General features: G+C 71.2%; 15 protein-coding genes, 1 other RNA gene and 1 pseudogene. 4 read left to right on the forward strand and 13 right to left on the reverse strand.

Annotation, left to right across the window (positions count from 1 at the left end):
- Positions 1 to 7 precede the first annotated feature (7 nt).
- The 9 genes and pseudogenes from mraY to rsmI all read right to left on the reverse strand — a co-directional run bounded on the left by mraY (position 8) and on the right by rsmI (position 8,866).
- Positions 8 to 1,090 carry a phospho-N-acetylmuramoyl-pentapeptide-transferase gene (gene mraY, locus N788_RS11275; RefSeq protein WP_034225120.1) on the reverse strand — a complete coding sequence of 361 codons (1,083 nt, stop codon included), beginning with the start codon at positions 1,088 to 1,090 and terminating at the stop codon, positions 8 to 10.
- Positions 1,080 to 2,462, reverse strand: coding sequence for a UDP-N-acetylmuramoyl-tripeptide--D-alanyl-D-alanine ligase (locus tag N788_RS11280; RefSeq protein ID WP_034225122.1), 1,383 nt, complete (start codon positions 2,460 to 2,462; stop codon positions 1,080 to 1,082). The genes mraY and N788_RS11280 overlap by 11 nt, the downstream gene beginning before the upstream one ends.
- Positions 2,459 to 3,925, reverse strand: coding sequence for a UDP-N-acetylmuramoyl-L-alanyl-D-glutamate--2,6-diaminopimelate ligase (locus N788_RS11285; protein ID WP_425476483.1), 1,467 nt, complete (start codon positions 3,923 to 3,925; stop codon positions 2,459 to 2,461). Before N788_RS11285 ends, N788_RS11280 begins: the two co-directional genes overlap by 4 nt.
- Positions 3,846 to 5,694: pseudogene (locus tag N788_RS11290) on the reverse strand (peptidoglycan D,D-transpeptidase FtsI family protein); the annotation flags it as partial. The pseudogene N788_RS11290 and the gene N788_RS11285, both read right to left, overlap by 80 nt.
- A complete protein-coding gene (gene ftsL / locus N788_RS11295; RefSeq protein WP_034225126.1) occupies positions 5,691 to 5,960 on the reverse strand; it encodes a cell division protein FtsL in 270 nt (89 codons plus the stop codon). The pseudogene N788_RS11290 and the gene ftsL, both read right to left, overlap by 4 nt.
- Positions 5,957 to 6,904 carry a 16S rRNA (cytosine(1402)-N(4))-methyltransferase RsmH gene (gene rsmH / locus N788_RS11300; RefSeq protein WP_084696021.1) on the reverse strand — a complete coding sequence of 316 codons (948 nt, stop codon included), beginning with the start codon at positions 6,902 to 6,904 and terminating at the stop codon, positions 5,957 to 5,959. Before rsmH ends, ftsL begins: the two co-directional genes overlap by 4 nt.
- Positions 6,905 to 6,918: 14 nt before the next feature.
- Positions 6,919 to 7,365 (reverse strand): division/cell wall cluster transcriptional repressor MraZ, encoded by a 447-nt coding sequence (gene mraZ, locus N788_RS11305; protein ID WP_034225128.1) that lies wholly within the window; start codon positions 7,363 to 7,365, stop codon positions 6,919 to 6,921.
- A gap of 295 nt (positions 7,366 to 7,660) precedes the next feature.
- Positions 7,661 to 8,014, reverse strand: an RNA gene (rnpB, locus tag N788_RS14055) — RNase P RNA component class A.
- A gap of 30 nt (positions 8,015 to 8,044) precedes the next feature.
- Positions 8,045 to 8,866, reverse strand: a complete 822-nt coding sequence (gene rsmI / locus N788_RS11310) for a 16S rRNA (cytidine(1402)-2'-O)-methyltransferase (RefSeq protein WP_034225254.1) — start codon at positions 8,864 to 8,866, stop codon at positions 8,045 to 8,047.
- 66 nt (positions 8,867 to 8,932) lie between these two features.
- Between rsmI and N788_RS11315 the strand changes: the two genes are divergently transcribed.
- From N788_RS11315 to N788_RS11330, 4 genes are read left to right on the forward strand one after another with little or no spacing between them, the layout of a single operon-like run.
- Positions 8,933 to 10,714: a penicillin-binding protein activator gene (locus N788_RS11315; RefSeq protein ID WP_051924603.1), complete on the forward strand. Its 1,782-nt coding sequence runs from the start codon at positions 8,933 to 8,935 to the stop codon at positions 10,712 to 10,714.
- Positions 10,698 to 11,066 carry a YraN family protein gene (locus tag N788_RS11320; protein ID WP_034225130.1) on the forward strand — a complete coding sequence of 123 codons (369 nt, stop codon included), beginning with the start codon at positions 10,698 to 10,700 and terminating at the stop codon, positions 11,064 to 11,066. Before N788_RS11315 ends, N788_RS11320 begins: the two co-directional genes overlap by 17 nt.
- 45 nt (positions 11,067 to 11,111) lie before the next feature.
- Positions 11,112 to 12,515, forward strand: coding sequence for an FAD-binding oxidoreductase (locus N788_RS11325; RefSeq protein ID WP_034225132.1), 1,404 nt, complete (start codon positions 11,112 to 11,114; stop codon positions 12,513 to 12,515).
- A complete protein-coding gene (locus tag N788_RS11330) occupies positions 12,512 to 13,108 on the forward strand; it encodes a uracil-DNA glycosylase family protein (RefSeq protein WP_034225134.1) in 597 nt (198 codons plus the stop codon). The genes N788_RS11325 and N788_RS11330 overlap by 4 nt, the downstream gene beginning before the upstream one ends.
- Positions 13,109 to 13,113: 5 nt before the next feature.
- Here N788_RS11330 and N788_RS11335 read toward each other — a convergent pair whose 3' ends face one another.
- From N788_RS11335 to ribH, 4 genes are read right to left on the reverse strand one after another with little or no spacing between them, the layout of a single operon-like run.
- The gene (locus N788_RS11335) at positions 13,114 to 13,611 is read right to left on the reverse strand and encodes a phosphatidylglycerophosphatase A family protein (RefSeq protein ID WP_034225136.1); all 498 of its coding nucleotides are present in this window, start codon (positions 13,609 to 13,611) and stop codon (positions 13,114 to 13,116) included.
- On the reverse strand, positions 13,608 to 14,570 hold the full coding sequence (thiL, locus tag N788_RS11340; RefSeq protein WP_034225138.1) for a thiamine-phosphate kinase: 963 nt from the start codon (positions 14,568 to 14,570) through the stop codon (positions 13,608 to 13,610). The genes N788_RS11335 and thiL overlap by 4 nt, the downstream gene beginning before the upstream one ends.
- Positions 14,570 to 15,031: a transcription antitermination factor NusB gene (nusB, locus tag N788_RS11345; RefSeq protein ID WP_034225140.1), complete on the reverse strand. Its 462-nt coding sequence runs from the start codon at positions 15,029 to 15,031 to the stop codon at positions 14,570 to 14,572. The genes thiL and nusB overlap by 1 nt, the downstream gene beginning before the upstream one ends.
- Positions 15,028 to 15,495 (reverse strand): 6,7-dimethyl-8-ribityllumazine synthase, encoded by a 468-nt coding sequence (gene ribH, locus N788_RS11350; protein WP_034225142.1) that lies wholly within the window; start codon positions 15,493 to 15,495, stop codon positions 15,028 to 15,030. Before ribH ends, nusB begins: the two co-directional genes overlap by 4 nt.
- Positions 15,496 to 15,525 lie beyond the last annotated feature (30 nt).

Raw genomic sequence — 15,525 nt, forward strand, 5'->3', positions numbered from 1 at the left:
GCTCATCTCAGCGCACCTTCAATGTGGCCAGGCCGACCAGCACGAGCATCACGGAGATGATCCAGAAGCGCACGATCACGCGCGGCTCCGGCCAGCCCTTGAGCTCGAAGTGGTGGTGGATGGGGGCCATGCGGAACACCCGCCGCCCGGTCAGCTTGAAGCTGGCGACCTGGATCATCACCGACAGCGTCTCGACCACGAAGATGCCGCCCATCAGCACCAGGATCGCCTCCTGGCGCACGATGACCGCGATCGTTCCCAGCACGGCGCCCAGCGCCAGCGCGCCGATGTCGCCCATGAAGACCATGGCCGGGTAGGTGTTGAACCAGAGGAAACCCAGGCCGGCGCCCGCGATCGCGGCGCAGAAGATGGTGATCTCGCCCGCGCCCGGGATCGGCGGGATCTGCAGGTAGCTCGAGAACACCGCGTTGCCCGAGGCGTAGGCGAAGATGCCCAGGGCCGCCGCGACCAGCACGGTGGGCATGATGGCCAGGCCGTCGAGGCCGTCGGTCAGGTTCACCGCGTTGGAGAACCCGACGATCCAGAAATACGCGACCACCACGAACATGACACCCAGCGGCAGCGCGAAGTCCTTGAGCAGCGGCAGGTAGAGCGTGGTGTTGCTGGGATGGTCGGCGGTCCAGAACAGCGCCAGCGCGGCTCCCAGGCCGAACAGCGACTGCAGCGCGTACTTGTGCCGCGACTTCAGGCCGTTCGGGTCGCGCTTGACGATCTTGATCCAGTCGTCGAGCCAGCCGATGGCGCCGAAGGCCAGCATCACCGCCAGCAACACCCAGACGTAGCGATTGCGCAGGTCGGCCCACAGCAGGGTGGACAGGCCGATGGTGAGCAGGATCAGGGCGCCGCCCATGGTCGGGGTGCCGGCCTTGGAGAAGTGCGTCTGCGGGCCATCGCTGCGGATCGGCTGGCCGCCCTTGAGCTGGGCCAGCCGGGCGATGACCGCCGGACCCAGCCACAGCGACAGCAGCAGCGCGGTCAGGGCACCCAGGATGGCGCGGAAGGTGATGTAGCCGAACAGCGGCGGCATCCACCCCATCCCGGTCAGCCAGCGGGCCAGTTCAAGCAGCATCGTCGGCGTCTCCTTGCCTGTCGGCGGCCAGCAGCGCCGCGACCACCTTGTCCATCGCGCTCGAGCGCGAGCCTTTGACCAGGCAGCGCAGCCCCGCCGGCGCGGCGGCGAGCGCCGGCGCCAGCGCGGCCAGCAGGCCGGCCTGGTCCTTGAAATGGTGGCCGCCGTCGCCGAAGGCCTGGCTGGCGGCGGCGCTGAGTTCACCGACCGTCCACAGCCGCTTGATGCCGGCGCGACGCGCCCGTTCGCCGACTTCGGCGTGCAGCGCCTGCGCGTCTTCGCCCAGCTCACCCATGTCGCCCAGCACCAGCCAGGCGGTGGTGCCGGTTTCGGCCAGCGCGGCGATGGCCGCGGCCAGCGAACCCGGGTTGGCGTTGTAGCTGTCGTCCACCAGCACCGCACCGTTGCGCAGCGGGTGCGGGACCTGGCGGCCGGGCACGGCCGGCGCCGACTGCAGGCCGGCGACGACATCCTCGAGGCAGGCACCGGCGGCCAGCGCCAGCGACGCCGCGGCCAGGGCGTTCATCACGCTGTGGCGGCCGGCCAGCGGCAGCGCCACGTCGGCATCGCCGCCGGGCGTGTGCAGGCGAAAGAAGGACGCATCGGGGCCGAGCTGCAGGGCGCTGGCGCGCACGTCGGCATCGTTCTCGAGTCCGAAGCGCAGGCAGCGGCGCGTGCCGATGCGCTGCATGAACCAGGGCGCGAAGGTATCGTCGGCGTTGACCACCGCGACGCCGTCGTCGGGCAGCGCTTCGTAGATGGCACCCTTGGTTTCGGCGACGCCGAGCAGGCTGCCCATGCGCTCGAGGTGCGCCGGCATGATGTTGTTGACCAGCGACACCTGCGGTGGCGTGATCGAGGCCAGGTAGGCGATGTCGCCCGGCTTGCCGGCGCCCATTTCGTAGATCGCGAACCGCGCGTCCTCGGGGGCGTCGAGTGCCGCCAGCGGCAGGCCGATTTCGTTGTTGCGGTTGCCCGGGTTGGCATAGGCCTTGCCCGCGCGCGAAAGAATGGCCAGCAGCAGCGTCTTGACCGAGGTCTTGCCGTTGCTGCCGGTCAGGCCGACCACCACCGCCGGACGGCCCTGGTGCACGCCGGCCGCCAGCTCGCCCAGCGCGTCCTGGGTGTCGGCGCAGAGCACCTGCGGCAGCGGGCAGTCCACTTCGCGCTGCACCAGCAGCGCCGCGGCTCCGGCGGCCAGGGCCTGCGCGGCCAGGTCGTGGCCGTCGTGGCGCTCACCGCGCAGGGCCACGAACAGCGCGCCCGGCGACAGGTTGCGGGTGTCGGTGGCCACCGACGTCACTTCGACGTCGTTGCCCAGCTGCCGGCCTTCGACCCAGCGCGCCACCTGCGAGAGCAGCAGCGGCCTCATGCGCGCGCCTCCAGCAGGCCGCGGGCGACCTGCAGGTCGTCGAAGGCGTGGCGCACGCCGGCGATTTCCTGGTAGGGCTCGTGGCCCTTGCCCGCCACCAGCACGATGTCGCCGGCACCGGCGTTTTCCAGGGCCAGGGCGATGGCGCGGCGACGGTCGCGTTCGACCCGGGCGACGTCGGCGCGGCTGAAGCCGGCGAGGATGGCGGCGACGATGGCGTCGCCGTCTTCGTTGCGCGGGTTGTCGTCGGTGACGATGATCCGGTCGGCGCCGGCTTCGGCGATGGCGGCCATCTGCGGGCGCTTGCCGGCGTCGCGTTCGCCGCCACAGCCGAACACGCAGGTCAGGCGGCCGGGGGTGTGCTCGCGCAGGCTGGCCAGGGCCTGCTCCAGTGCGTCCGGCGTGTGGGCGTAGTCCACGACCACCAGCGGCTGGCCCTGCACGCCGCCGACGCGGCTCATGCGGCCGCCAACCGGCGACAGCCGCGGCAGCATCGCCGCGACCTCGGCCAGGGACCAGCCCAGGGCACGCAGGGTGCCGGCGACCGCCAGCAAGTTGTCGACGTTGAAGCGGCCCAGCAGCGGCGAAACCACCGGATGCCGTTCGCCGGCCTCGGCAAGTTCGAAATGCAGGCCCTCGGGCCCGAGGCGCACCGCGTCCGCACGCAGGCTGGCCTGCGACGCGCCGCGCGCACTGGTGCCGATGAAACGAACCTCCGGCGCGATGCGTGCGGCCAGGCGCACGCCGAAGGCGTCGTCGAGGTTGATCACGACGGCGTCCAGGCCCGGCCAGTCGAACAGCAGCGCCTTGGCCTCGCCGTAGGCCTGCATGGAACCGTGGAAATCCAGATGGTCCCGGGTGAGGTTGGTGAACACCGCCACCTGGAAGGCGACGGCATCGACCCGCCCCTGGGCCAGGGCATGCGAGCTGACTTCCATCGCGACGTGGCTGGCGCCGTCGTCGCGCATGCCCGCCAGCAGGCGATGCACCGCCACCACGTCGGGCGTGGTGCGCTCGCCGGGGCGGAGCTGGCCATGCAGGCCGGCACCCAGCGTGCCGATGCTGCCGGCCGTGACCCCTGCCAGGGCCAGGGCCTGGGTGATCAGCTGCACGGTCGAGGTCTTGCCATTGGTGCCGGTGACGCCGACGACGCGCATCGCCTTCGACGGCGCATCGTAGAAACGGTTCGCCAGCTCACCCTGGCGGGCGCGCAGGCCCGGGAAGGCGACGGCGTTCGCCGGCAGCGCCATGCCGTCCGGCGCCGGCGGTTCGAACAGGATGACGCTGACGCCGGCGGCTTCGGCCTGGCCAAGATGGCGCAGGCCGTGGGTGCGTTCGCCGGCCAGCGCGATGAAGGCATCGCCTTCCCGCAGGTCGCGGCTGTCGGCGCCCAGGCCGCGCACCAGCGGGTCGAGCCCGGGCGGTGCGAGCGCCAGGCCTTCGAGCAATTGGTGCAGCGGCATCGCGCGGGTCACGGCGACACCTCCTGCGCGGGCGCGGCCGGGGCCGGGGCGCGGCTGCGGTCCTGCCGCGCCTGGTTCTTCGATTGCGCCGCGTACCAGCCCTGGATGTCGTCCGGCGGCACGTCCATCAGCCGCAGCGCGCCTTCCATCACCCGGTGGAACACCGGCGCCGAAACCGCGCCGCCGCCGTACTCCAGGCCCTGCGGTTCGTGGATGACCACGGCCATGGCAAAACGCGGGTTGGTCGCCGGCACCAGGCCGACGAACACCGCCACGTGGCGATTGGCGGCGTAACCACCGCCGCTGGCCTTGCGCGAGGTGCCGGTCTTGCCGGCGACGCGATAGCCCAGCACCGCGGCGCGGCGGGCGGTGCCCTCGGGGCCGACGACGGTTTCGAGCATGCCCATCAGCTGGGTGGCGACGGCCGGGTCGATCACCTGGACGCCCTTGCTGGCGTGTCCCTTGACGAAGGTGACCTCCATCAACCGGCCGCCGTTGCCCACCGCCGCGTAGGCGCGGGCAAGCTGCAGCGGCGTCACCGACAGGCCGTAGCCGTAGGAAATGGTGGCTTTTTCGGTCGGGCCCCAGGTCGCGGCCGGCGTCAGCACGCCGGTCAGTTCGCCCGGGAAACCGCTGCCGCTGCGCTGGCCCAGGCCGAAGCGCCGGTAGATGTCGTACTGGTGCTCGGCGCTGAGCTCGTTGGACACCTTGATGGCGCCGACGTTGGAGCTCTTGGTCAGGATGCCCGCCAGGGTGAGCGTGCCGTAGTTGCGGAAGTCCTTGACCGTGTAGCCGCCGGGCAGCGTCGTGTAACCCGGCGCGGTGTGCACCAGCGACGCCGGGGTGAACTTGCCCGCTTCCAGGGCCGCGGCCAGGGTGAAGGCCTTCATGACCGAGCCGGGTTCGACCACGTCGGTGACCGCGCGGTTGCGGCGCGATTCGGCGTCGGCGCCGACCCGCGAATTGGGGTTGTACGACGGCTGGTTGACCATCGCCAGCACTTCGCCGGTGGGCACGTCCAGCACCACGACCGAACCGCTGGAGGCGCCGGTTTCGACCAGGGCCGACTTGAGCTCGCGATAGGCCAGGTACTGGATGCGGCGGTCGATCGACAGCGCCAGCTCCTTGCCGTCCTCGGCGGCTTCGACCAGGTCGACGTTCTCGACGATGCGGCCGCGGCGGTCGCGGATCACCCGCTGCCTGCCTTCCTTGCCGGTCAGCCAGTCGTTGAAGGCCAGCTCCAGGCCTTCCTGGCCCTGGTCGTCGATGTTGGTGAAGCCCAGCACGTGGGCCATCACCTCGCCGTAGGGGTAGAAGCGGCGGAATTCGCGCTGCGAATACACGCCGGGGATGCCCAGCCCGGTGATCGACTCGGCGACGTCCGGATTGAGGTGCCGGCGCAGGTAGACGAACTCCTTGTCGGCGCGCTCGGACACGCGCCGGGTCAGCACGTCCTCCGGGATCGACAGCGACCGGGCCAGCTCGGGCAGGCGGTCGGGGTGCAGCAGCAGTTCCTGCGGGTTGGCCCAGATCGACTCGACCGGCGACGACACCGCCAGCGGTTCGCCGTTGCGGTCGGTGATCATGCCGCGCGAGGTGGCGATGGGGATTTCGCGCAGGAAACGGGCGTCGCCCTGGCGCTGGTAGAACTCCTCGCTGACCACCTGCAGGTGCGCGGCGCGCGCGACCAGCACGGCGCAGCAGCAGCCCAGGATGCCGCCGACCACCATCAGGCGCTTGCGCGGGCTGTAGTTGCTGCGTCCGCTCATGGCTGCAGCACCACGATGTCGGTGTCGGCTGGGAAGGTCATGCCCAGGCGGGTACCAGCGACCTGTTCGATGCGATTGGCCTCGGACCAGGTGGCCTGTTCGAGCTGCAGGCGCCCGAATTCGATGTTGAGTTCGTCGCGCTGGCCTTCCAGGGTGCTCAGCGCGATGTAGGCCTGGCGATGCAGGTGCCGCGCCCAGACCACGCCCAGGGCGCTGGACATCACCGCCAGCGCCAGCACGAAGATCAGGAAGTGGCGAAGGCTCATGCCGGCGGCACCTGCACGTCGAGTTTTTCGGCCACGCGCAGCACCGCGCTGCGGGCCCGCGGGTTGTCGCGCACTTCTTCGGGCGTGGCGCGCAGGGCGCCGCCGTGGTCGCGCAGGACCGGCGTGAACGGCAATTCGACCGGCATCCGGCGGTTGCCCGGCGGCGCCTTGGCGTGGCGGTTGATGAACTGCTTGACGATGCGGTCTTCGAGCGAGTGGAAGCTGATCACCGCCAGCCGGCCGCCTGGCTTGAGCACCTTGAGCGCGGCGTCGAGCCCGGCCTCGAGATCCTCGAGTTCGCGGTTGATGTAGATGCGAATGGCCTGGAAGCTGCGAGTCGCGGGGTGGATCTTGCCGTCGCCGCGGCCGAGCACCGAGGCGATCAGGTCGGCCAGTTGCCCGGTGCGCTCGAGCGGGGTTTCGCCGCGGCGGGCGACGATCGTGCGGGCGATCTTGCGGCTGAGCTTTTCCTCGCCGTAGGTCCACAGCACGTCGGCGATCTCGCGTTCGTCGGCGCGCGCCAGCCAGTCGGCGGCGCTTTCGCCGGACTCGGGGTCCATGCGCATGTCCAGCGGACCGTCCTTGCCGAAGCTGAAACCCCGCGCGGCGACGTCGAGCTGCGGCGAAGACACGCCCAGGTCGAACAGGACGCCGTCGAGGCCGGCGGCCGCCTCGTCCCACTCCGCCATGCCGGCGAAGGAGCCGCGGCGGGCGGAGACCCGCCCGTCCGCGCCAAAGAGCGCGTGTGCGGTGGCGATCGCTTCCGGATCCTTGTCCATCACCAACAGCCGTCCATCCGGCCCCAGCCGGTCGAGCACGCCCCGTGCATGTCCCCCACGCCCGAACGTGCCATCCAGATACCTGCCATCCCTGCGCACCTGCAGGCCGTCCATGACCTGCGCCCACATCACCGGGAGATGGCTGGGCTGCGTTCCAGGACGCATCCCGGCCAGCCCCGTCACAGCCTCAGGTCGAGCATGTCCTCGCTGATCTCGTCTTCCCCGATGGTCTGACGGATCTGCGCGAGGTGCGCCTGCTCGCTCCACAATTCGAATTTGCCGCCCATGCCCAGCAGCACCGCCTTCTTTTCCAGCCCGGCCGCGTTGCGGTGGCTGGCGGGCAACGTCACGCGGCCGTTGCCGTCGGGCTCGACCACGGTGGCCGCGCCGACGAGCTTGAGCTGCAGGTTGCGGTGCACGCGCTTGGCGTTGGGCAGGGCGTTGACCTGGTCGCGGACCTTTTCCCAGGTGGCTTCCGGATAGAGCCACAGGCAGCCGGCTTCGTAGGGGTTGTAGGTGACGACCAGGCGGTTGCCGCAGGCGCGCGCGACCTGGTCGCGGTAGGCCGTGGGAATGGCCAGCCGCCCCTTGTCATCGATCGTGATCGCCGTTTCGCCCTGGAACATGCGCTGCGTCCGCCCTCGCCCACTAAAAACCACAAAAAACCGGGATTCCCCTCGGATGTCCACGTTAGACCTGCCCCTACGGGGTGTCAAGGACAATCGGGGGCTAAATTCGGTAGGCGGATCAAAGCCTTGCGCGATACTTGAGAGTCTTGTTTAAGAACCATTCGGCAACTGTTGTTTCACATGGATTTGATCCAAAGCCGTGAAACACGTCACTACGCGTGGCCCAAACCGGCGCGCACAGCCGCCGGCCCGCCCCGGAGGGGGCGATTGCGCAATCGGCGAGAAGAGGAAGTGGCGGAGCCGGCCATTAAGCCGGGTTCTGTCGTGGACAGTCATTCCTCTGGGACCTGCGTCACCGCAGGCCTCAAGCAGCCAACCCGGGTGCGGCACGAGCCATGCCATCGCACCCCTATTTGGCCTTGCTCCAGGTGGGGTTTGCCGTGCCCCGGGGCGTTGTCCCCCCGGGCGGTGGGCTCTTACCCCACCGTTTCACCCTTACCACGCACCCTTGCGGGCCGTTCGGCGGTTTGTTTTCTGTTGCACTTTCCGTCGGCTCACGCCGCCCAGGCGTTACCTGGCACCCTGCTCTATGGAGCCCGGACTTTCCTCGGCGCATTGCTGCGACGCGACTGCCTCGGCCGACTCCGCCGGGGCGGATTCTCGCACAGCTTTGGGCTCAGCCCCCGTAGAGCGCCTTGCGGGGGGCGCCGCTGAGGTCGGCCGCGAGGCGGGCCGCAACCGACGGCTTGAGGTGTTCGGCCAGCTTGGCGTAGATGCGCTGGCCTTCGATCAGCCGGGCCTCCTGGTCGTCTTCGCAGCCGCGCACGACCAGCACGAACTCGCCCTTGCGCTGGTTTTCGTCGGCGGCGACCCGTTCGACCAGGTCGGCCAGGGTGTCGCCGAGCACGGTTTCAAAGAGCTTGGTCAGCTCGCGTGCCAGGACCGCCTCGCGTTCGGGTCCGAAAACCGCCACCAGGTCCGCCAGCGATTCCTCGATGCGGTGTGAGCTTTCGTAGAACACCAGCGTGCGGGGTTCGCGCGCCAGTTCGGCCAGCCGCTCGCGCCGGGCGCCGGATTTCGCCGGCAGGAAGCCTTCGAAGCAGAAGCGGTCGCTGGGCACGCCGGCGACCGACAAGGCCGCGATCGCCGCGCACGCCCCGGGCACCGGCACCACCCGCAGGCCCGCCGCGCGCACCTCGCGCACCAGGCGGTAGCCCGGGTCGCTGACCAGCGGCGTGCCGGCGTCGGAAACCAGGGCCAGCGACTCGCCGGCCTTCAGGCGTTCGACCAGCTTCCAGGCGATGTCGGCTTCGTTGTGTTCATGCAACGCCAGCAGCGGGCGCTCGATGCCCAGGGCACCCAGAAGCTGGCGGGTGTGGCGGGTGTCCTCGGCGCAGATCGCATCCACTGACGCCAGCACCTCGCGCGCCCGCACCGTCAGGTCGCCCAGGTTGCCTATCGGCGTTGCCACCACGTGCAACGCCCCCGCCTGTGTGATCGTCATGACCGCGCCCTCCGTGTGCACCGGGTATCATCTTACCGGCCACGAACCCGGAACCCGACCATGCTTCGAACCGCCCTGCTGTTGTTGGCCCTTGCCCTGCTCGCCGGCTGTGCCAGTGTTTCGGTGCAGCGCGATCCCGGCGCCCCGGCGGCGAGCGCACCGGCCACCGCCGCGTCGCAGCTCGCCGACGAAGGCCGGCACGCCGAAGCGGCCCGCGCGTACGCGCAGCAGGCGAACCTGGCCCGCGGCGACGCCAGCGCGCGCAACTGGCTGCGCGCGGCCTGGCAGCACCAGCTGGCCGGTGAGGGCGAGGCGGCGCGCTCGGCCTGGGCGAATGCGTCGCGGCGACGGCTCGATGGCAGCGACGTGCTCGTGCACGACCTGCTCAATGCCGGCTTCCGGCTTGAAGCCAACCAGGCAGGCGCGGCCCTGGAATTGCTCGGCCAGCGCCGCGACGCCGTGCCCGACGCCTACGCCGAGCGCTGGCACGGCCTGCGTGCCGATGCCTTGCAGCGCCAGGGCCGGGGCTTCGATGCCGCCGCCGACCTGGCCTGGCTGGCCACGCGCCAGCTGGGCGAAACCCGCCTGGCGACCGTCGGCCGGATCGTCGGGCTGCTTTCCGCCGAATCCGACCAGACGCTGTCGGCCAAGGCCGCGGCCCTGCCGGTGGGCCATCCGCTGTATGCCTATGCCGGCCGCGCGCTGTCGCAGCGGGGCCTGCCGCTGCCGCGCCCCTACGACCGCACCGGCTCGACGCCGGGCCTGGACGCCCTGCCGCCGGCTGAATTCGACGGCTACCGGCCGCCGGAACGACTGGCGGCGCTGCTGCCGCTGAGCGGACCGCTGGCCGCCGCCGGCCAGTCCGTGCGCGACGGCATGCTGGCGGGCTATTACGGCGAATCCCGCCGTCGCCCGTCCCTGCGCTTCTACGACACCGGCGCCCCGGGCGGCCTGGCGGCGGCCCTGCAGCAGGCCACCCGCGACGGCGCCCAGATGCTGGTGGGCCCGCTGTCGCGCGACGAAGTGAACGCGCTCTTCGCCATGCCCGAACTGTCGCTGCCCACGGTGGCGCTCAACCGCGGCACGCACCCGACCACGCCCGGCAGCGCCAGCTACGCGCTGGCGCCGGAAGACGAAGGCGTCGCCGCCGCCGACCGCCTGCTCCAGCGCGGACTGCGCCGGGTGCTGGTGGTGGCCCAGGCCGACGAGACCTCGCAGCGCGCGCTGTCCGCCTTCCGCGACCACCTGCGCGAACGTGGCGGCGAAGTCATCGGCGAAGTCAGCGTGCGCGCCGACAATCCCGACTACGTGCCCGACCTGCAGCGTGCCGTGCAGTCGGCCGGCGGCCTGCGCCCCGACGCCCTGTTCCTGAGCCTCAAGGCCGCCGAGGCGCGCCTGCTGGCCAGCCAGGTCGAACCGGCCGGACTGGCCGGCGTGCCGCGCGTGGCGACCTCGCAGATCCTCTCGGGCGCCAACCTGCGCATGGACGTCGAACTCGACGGCATCGAGTACCCGGAACTGCCCTGGCTGATCGGCCTTCGCGGCGGCTTGCCCGATGCCGACACCCTGGGCAATACCCTGCCCAGCGCGCAGGGCGGCGGTGCCCGCCTGTTCGCGTTCGGCATCGATGCCTGGAAGCTGGCCGTGCACCTGGACAAGCTGGTGTCCGACCCGGGCGCGCAGGTGCGCGGCGCCACCGGCGACCTCACCCTCGACGCCACCGGCCAGGTTCGCCGGCAGCCGGCGTGGGCGGTCTTCAGCGGCGGTCGCCCGCGCCCGGCGCCGGACGGTGCGCTTTATCCCGACGACGGTGCGACGCCGTCGGATGCCGGCACGCCCTGACCGACGCCGCGTCGGCGAAGCCGCCGAAGACGCGGCGCGCCAGCTGCTGGAAGGCGAAGGCCTGCGCACGCTGGCGCGCAACGTCAGCTATCGCTTCGGTGAAATCGACCTGGTGATGCGCGACGGTGATTTCGTCGTGTTCGTCGAAGTGCGCTATCGCAGGCACGTGCATTTCGGCGGTGGCCTGGCGTCTGTGGATCGCCGCAAGTGCCGCCGCATCGTGCTCGCCGCCCGCGCCTGGCTCGCCCGCCAGCCCGCACTGGCCGATGCGCCCTGCCGTTTCGACGTGGTCGCCTGCTCGCCCAACGGAACCGACTGGCAGCCGGCTGCATTCACGCTCGACGACGTCTAGGTCCGCTGCCGCCCCTCGGCAGCCGAACTCAACTACCATCGCCCCATGACCGAGTTGCCTGCCGTCCTTGCCGACGAGTTGCGGACCCTGCTGGGGCCCGGCGGCTTGTTGGTCGATGAATCCGAGCGGCTGGTCTACGGCTACGACAATTCCCGGCGCCAGGGGCTGCCGCTGGCGGTGGCCCTGCCGACGGACGCCGCCCAGGTGCAGGCCCTGGTGGGCCTGTGCCGCGACCACGGCCTGCCGCTGGTGGCGCGCGGCCGTGGCACCAACACCACCGGCGCCACGGTGCCTGGCGAGGACGCGCTGGTGGTGTCGTTCGAACGCATGGACCAGGTGTTGGCCATCCGGCCCGGCGACCGCGTCGCGGTGGTGCAGCCGGGCCTGCTCAACGGCGACCTGCAGGCCGCGCTGGCGCCGCACGGGCTGTTCTGGCCGCCCGACCCGACCAGCGCCAATTTCAGCACCATCGGCGGCAACCTGGCCTGCAATGCCGGCGGGCCGCGGGCGGTGAAATACGGCGCGACACGCGACAACGTGCTGGCGCTCAAGGCCGTCACCGGCGCCGGCGCGCTGGTGGAGTTCGGCGCGGCGACCACCAAGGGCGCCAGCGGCTACGACCTGTCCCGCCTGCTGATCGGTTCGGAAGGCACGCTGGCGCTGATCGTCGAAGCGACCCTGAAGCTGACGCCGCTGGCGCCGCAGCGGCTGGCCCTGCGTGCGATCTATGCCGACGTCGAGGCCGCCGCCGCGGCCGTGGCCCGGCTGATGGCGCAGCCGGTCACGCCCTCGATGCTCGAATTCATGGACGGCGACTGCGTCCGCCTGGCGCGCGACGTCGGCGGCGCCGAGCTTCCCGCCGATGCCGGCGCCCTGCTGATGATCGAAGCCGACGGCGACGAGGCGGTGCTCGACGCCGCCGTCGCGGCCCTGCGCCAGGCCGCCGGCGGCGAAGGCTGCCTGTCGGTGGAGGCCGCACCCGACGAGGCCGCGCGAACCCGGCTCTGGGCGGCGCGCAAGGCGCTCTCGCCGGCCTTGCGCACGCTCGCGCCGGGCAAGATCAACGAAGACGTGGTGGTGCCGGTGTCGCGGCTGCCCGCGCTGGTGGCGGCGGTGCGCACGGCCGCCGGACTGCACGCGCTGCCGATCGTCTGTTTCGGGCATGCCGGCAACGGCAACCTGCACGTCAACATCCTCTACGACCCCGCGGACGCCGACCAGGCCAGGCGCGCCGACGCCGCCCTGGAAACGATCTTCGACACGGTCATCGCACTGGGCGGGCAAGTGTCGGGCGAACACGGCATCGGCCTGGTCAAGCGCGAGCTGCTGGCGCGCTCGCTCGACCAGGCCACGCTGGGCCTGATGCGGGCGATCAAGTCCCAGTTCGATCCGGCCGGCATCCTCAATCCCGGCAAGGTGCTGCCGGCCTCCCCGGAAGGCCAGCCATGAGCCGGCCGCGCAGCGCGCTCGAACAGCTGCTGGGCGAGATCCGCGCCTGCCGCCTCTGCGAAGCCAGCCTGCCGCTGGGGCCGCGACCGGTGCTGCGCGCCAGCGAAACCGCGACGCTGCTGGTGGTCGGGCAAGCGCCGGGCACGCTGGTGCACGGCAGCGGCATTCCCTGGGACGACGCCAGCGGCGTGCGCCTGCGCGGCTGGCTGGGCATGGACAAGTCGGATTTCTACGACGAAACCAAGGTGGCGATCGTGCCGATGGGGTTTTGTTATCCCGGCCGCGGGGCCTCGGGCGACCTGCCGCCGCGACCCGAATGTCGCGCGACCTGGCACCCGCGCCTGCTGCCGCTGCTCGGGCAGGTGGAACTGGTGCTGGCGATCGGGCAATACGCGCAGGCACATTTCCTGGGCGAAACGCGCCGGAAAACCCTGACCGAAACGGTGCAGCACTGGCGCGACTACGCGCCACGCGTCTTCCCCCTGCCCCACCCCAGCCCGCGCAACACGGGCTGGTTCAAACACAATCCCTGGTTCGACGCCGAGGTCGTGCCCGCCCTGCGCGCGCGGGTTTCGTCAGTGATGGGGCCTTGAGCGCTTCAGCGTTGGCTTAGAAACCAAACCGCCAGCTGCAGCAAGCCCAGTGCATAGAGCCCGGCCAGGGCATCGTCGAGCATCGCACCGAAACCGCCGTGCAATTTCTTGTCGGCCCAGCCGACGGGCCAGGGCTTGGCGATGTCGAAGATCCGGAACAACACCAGGCCGGCCAGCACCCAGGGCCAGCCGGCAGGCGCGGCCAGCAGGGCGATCCAGACGCCCACGTACTCGTCCCAGACCACGACACCGGGATCCTCGATCCCGGTTTCGGCAATGACCCAGTGCGCCGCCCAGCAGCCCAGCGCGAAGCCGGCGACGACGACCGCCAGGTAGGCCGGCAGCGGCAGGTCCTTCAAAAAGAACCACCACGGCAGCAGCGCGACGATGCTGCCCACCGTGCCCGGCGCCCTGGGGGAAAAGCCGCTGCCGAAACCGGCGGCGATCCAGCCCAAGGGATGCGTCATGAGGCGGCGGCGGGCGCCTTCGGGAAAGCGGCTCACGCGTGGCCGCCCTGGAAATGCTGGTAGCCGGTGGCCGGCGGCGACCAGGCGCCGCCCTCGGGCGTGAGCAGGCGCAGCCCCGGCTCGGCCTCGAGCTGGCCGACGACGGTCGCCGGCAGGTCCAGTGCCGCCATCGCCTGTTCGATCGCCAGCGCGTTCGCGGCCGGCGCGGTGAAACAGATTTCGTAGTCGTCGCCGCCGCCAAGCTGCAGTTCCCAGCGGCGGTTTTCCTCGAAGTGATCGGCCAGCGTGCGCGAACACGGCAAGCGGCCCAGGTCGACCCGGGCGCCGACGCCGCTGGCGGCGAGCACGTGGCCCAGGTCCGCGGCCAGGCCGTCGCTGACGTCGATGCCGGCGCTGGCCAGACCGCGCAGCGCCACGCCGGCCTGCACGCGCGGCGTCGGCCGGTCTAGGCGGTAGCGCAGTTTCGCCGAAGCCGGGCCGCGCTGGCGCCACTGCGCCAGTGCACCGGCGGCGTCGCCGAGCGTACCGGTCACCCATATGTCTTCGCCGGCGCGGGCGCTTGAACGCAGCAGGGCCTGACCCGCCGGCACCAGGCCGTGCGCGGTGACCGTGATCGTCAGCGGGCCGGCGGTGGTGTCGCCGCCCACCAGGGACACGCCGTGCTCGTCGGCGAGCGCCAGGAATCCGTCGAGGAAATCGTCCAGCCAGGCGTCGTCGCTGTCGGGCAGGGTCATCGCCAGCGTGCACCAGGCCGGCGCGGCGGCCATGGCGGCCAGGTCACTCAGGTTCACCGCCAGGGCCTTGTAGCCGATGTCGGCGGGCAGGGTTTCTTCGGGGAAATGCACGCCGGCGACCAGGGTGTCGCAGGTCACCACCAGTTCGTGGCCGGCCGGCAGGGCCAGCACCGCGGCGTCGTCGCCGATGCCCCGGACCACGTCGTCGCGGCGCCCGGCGCGGTCGCGGATGCGGTCGATCAGGGCGAATTCGCCCGGCATCAGGACCGGCGCGGCGCCTGCGCCTCGGCCGTGCGCCAGTCGGCGGCGGCGTGGTCGAGTACGCCGTTGACGAAGGTATGGCCGTGCTCGGACCCGAAACGCTTGGTGGTCTCGATGGCCTCGTTGATGATCACCCGGTAGGGCACGTCGATGCGATGCCGCAGTTCGTAGGCGGCGATGCGCAGCACCGCGCGCTCGATCGGGTCGACCTGGTCGATTTCGCGATCCAGGAAAACCGCCAGCGCCTCGTCGAGCGAGGCCAGGTGGGTGTGGACGCCGCGGACCAGGTCCTCGAAGTATTCGACGTCGGCGATCTCCATGTCCTGTTCGTTGCGGAACTGGTCGATCACCTTGGTGATCGCCGTGTTGGACATCTGCCAGGCGTAGACCGCCTGCAGGGCACGGCGGCGGGCGCGCGAGCGCGCCTGCGGGTCAACGCCGTCGAGTCTGGGATGCTTCATGCCAGTTTTCCAATCAGGTTGGCCATCTCGATCACCACCAGGGCGGCTTCTTCGCCCTTGTTGCCGTGGGCGCCGCCGGCACGCGCCTCGGCGTCGGCGTAGCCATCCACCGCCAGCACGCCGTTGGCCACCGGCACGCCGGTGTCGAGCGCGACGCGCATCAGGCCACGGGCGCATTCGTCGGCGACCTGTTCGAAATGGCGGGTATCGCCGCGCACCACGCAGCCCAGGCAGACGAGGCCGGCGTAGCCGACGCGGTCGAGCGCGTTGGCGGCGGCCACCGGCAGCTCCCAGGCGCCCGGGACGCGAATCACGTCCACGGCCTCGTCGGCCACGCCGTTGCCGGCGAAGGCGCGGCGGGCACCGTCCACCAGCGCATCGGTGATGCGCGGGTTCCAGCGGCTGGCGATGATCGCGAAACGGGCCGAAGCGGGGCTGCGGACGTCGCCTTCGTAGTGGGCCATGGGGGGCTTTGTGGGAGGAAAGGCCGGCAG

This window comes from Arenimonas donghaensis DSM 18148 = HO3-R19 (genome assembly GCF_000743535.1).
In the GTDB taxonomy this organism is placed as follows: domain Bacteria; phylum Pseudomonadota; class Gammaproteobacteria; order Xanthomonadales; family Xanthomonadaceae; genus Arenimonas; species Arenimonas donghaensis.